This window comes from Vulcanisaeta sp. EB80 (assembly GCF_002078205.2).
In genome coordinates this window covers 1-2605 of the sequence record NZ_LCWN02000127.1, presented here as the reverse complement: position 1 = coordinate 2605, position 2605 = coordinate 1, and the positions used below count along the sequence as shown (strand labels likewise).

Annotated in this window: 3 protein-coding genes; 2 read left to right on the top strand and 1 reads right to left on the bottom strand. The window is 47.4% G+C overall.

The annotated features are described in order from the left end of the window. Nucleotides 1–201 (top strand): eL32 family ribosomal protein (locus B7L70_RS12365; RefSeq protein WP_304440748.1); only part of this gene is annotated, 201 nt, incomplete at its 5' end. 1 nt (nt 202) lies between these two features. Here B7L70_RS12365 and B7L70_RS12360 read toward each other — a convergent pair. Next, nucleotides 203–2125, bottom strand: coding sequence for a S9 family peptidase (locus tag B7L70_RS12360; RefSeq protein ID WP_081228437.1), 1923 nt, complete (start codon nt 2123–2125; stop codon nt 203–205). 195 nt (nt 2126–2320) lie between these two features. Here B7L70_RS12360 and B7L70_RS12355 point away from each other — a divergent pair. Beyond that, nucleotides 2321–2605 (top strand): hypothetical protein (locus B7L70_RS12355; protein WP_143701652.1); only part of this gene is annotated, 285 nt, incomplete at its 3' end.

Here is a 2605-nt window from a genome sequence, read left to right as displayed (position 1 = left end):
CACCCGACTGGGTTTAAGCTAGTGACTGTGCATAGGCCGGAGGATGTGGATAAGGTTGATCCAACGAAGGAGGCGATCGTAATAGGCAGGACCGTGGGTCTTAGGAAGAGGGTTGAGATTGTTAGGAGGGCTATTGAGAGGGGTGTCAGGGTCATTAACGTAACCAAGGACGTCATCGACGAATTGAGCAGGTCCCAGTGATTTACCGCCTTAATTTCTCACTAAACCAATCCACAATACTCCTCAACCTAACAACCCTATGGTTCGGCTTGCCAAACCTCGATAAGTCGTGGTTCTCCCCTGGGAAAACCACCATCCTAACCTCCTTACCCATGTACTTAAGCGCCGTGTACAACTGGACGGCTTGGTCGAACCAACACCTGTAATCCTCCAACGAATGTATTATGAGGAGTGGTGTTTTCACGTTCTTCACATACATTATCGGCGACTTCGCCAGATAGGTCTCCAGGTAACCCCAGAAGTCCTTACCCTCATCACCACCTATTTGGTCGTTGGCGAAGTAAGGACCTATGTCACTGGTCCCGAAGAAGCTAACCCAGTTGGATATTGACCTGTCAGTCACGGCAGCCCTAAACCTATCTGTGTGCGTCACTATCCAATTAGTCATGAAACCACCGTAGGACCCACCAATAACCCCTAACCTGTTCGGGTCTATGAAGTCGTAACTCCTAAGCACGTAATCGAGACCCTCCATCAAGTCTTCATAGTCCCTTTCGCCATAGTGCCCACGTATGTCCGCGAACCCCTCACCATAACCATCACTACCCCTCGGATTCATGAATACTACGACGAAGCCCTCATTTGCTAACACCTGAAACTCAAACATGAATGAGTAACCGTAAGCCGTCTTTGGTCCTCCATGTATCTCAAGAATCGCCGGATACTTAATTCCAGGCCTGAAATCTGCGGGCCTCATTATCCAACCCTCGATTTCAACACCATCGCCAGCCTTGAATTTGAATTGCTCCGGCTTGGATAGACTCACCATGCCAACCCAATCATTGAAGTTCGTAACCCTCTCCTCAGCCCCATTAACCCATCTATACAGTTCCGTTGGTGTGGTTGGGTCCATGGCTACGAAGTATATCAACTCATGGTTTATCACCGCGAAATCCTCAACGCTCCTATTGCCGCCAACCACAACTTCGACATTACCATTAACGCCGGTCCTGGCAAGTCTTGCTGTCCCTCCGTCCATCATTACGAAATATATATACTCACCAACCCATTGGAGCTTTGTTGGCGGTGGCGAACCTCTAACATCACTATTTAGGCTGTTGCCGACATTGCGATCGACCCCCCTCATTAGGTCAATAACCTCGTTGGTGTCTACCTTGACCAATAACACATGGTCGTGGGTGGCAAAGCCCCTATGTAGGTCATTGCCGACCATGGCTAAGTACTTACCATCTGGGGAGAACTTCATGGTGGAGACACTGTAGTTACTAAGGATGGTACGTCTCTCACCGCTCCTTAGGTTGATTAGCCAAACCTCATTCCTGTATGGCTTGAAACGATCACTACTGATGGCAACCGCAACCTCCTCCCCATTGGGTTTGACGTCGTACGCAACAACGTCGAAATCACCACTGGTTAACTGTCTCAAACTACCATCTACTTTCAATGAGAATAGGTGGGTCTTGAAGGTGTGTATGAACCCCCTGCCATTAAACCATAATGGCCAGTCATCAACAAACTTCACATCCTCCTGGGTCGGGCCGGTGGTGCTTAGGAAGAAGATTTCATTACCAACAACACGCATGCCAGTAACCCCGCCCCTGACGTAGGTAAGCCTAACCGCCTCACCGCCATCGAACTTGAGCAACCACACACCAACACCAGGCTCATCCTTACCAAGACCTCTCCTTGAAAGGAATACTACCCCTGAACCATCACTTAATATTCTCGGTGAGAAGTCACTATTACCCCTAGTTAATTGCCTTGGCGATTTACCATCGTAAATCCAGATATTCCTCTCATAATCATCCATTGAGTCGGAGATTTTGGACAATGTAAACACGAGGAGACCTTTATCACCGTGTGAGTCTAAGTCGTGTATCATCCTAACGAGCTTTAAATCATCGATAACCAACCTCCTAACCATTAGTGGACCTAATAGTCATGGACTATTAAGGTTTACTGGCGGGATATTATAAGGACTGAGGCATTTGAAAAATTAATGTATCTCCATTATAATGGGAGTTATACGCCTCGGCACTAAGGTGAAGAGGCGTGAACACACATGCATTGGCGCCTAGGCAGCGGCAATGTTTTAAATGGTTGAATCATTAGTTACGTAATGGGTAATTGGTCTGGTAGGGATGCGGCTGGACTGTTGAGATCTGTCGAACTTTCTTTTCGTGGTTCCTCATGGTTATTCTACTGGTTTTTCATCTACATTGGAGCTTCATCGGCCATATCCATCATTGAGCTATACCACACCATTGGACTTAGCGGCTATGTGGTAGTAATGCGCATCGTCTATACGTTAGTTAGTATGGGCGTAGCCCTTTATGGTGCTTACCTGTTGAGGAGGGGTGTTGAGGGTATTGGTAGGTACTATAACAATCCTGACTTGATTAGT

Excerpts from the sequence above, each read along its gene's own strand:
- B7L70_RS12360 (WP_081228437.1), bottom strand. The coding sequence starts at position 2,125 with ATGGTTAGGAGGTTGGTTATCGATGATTTAAAGCTCGTTAGGATGATA.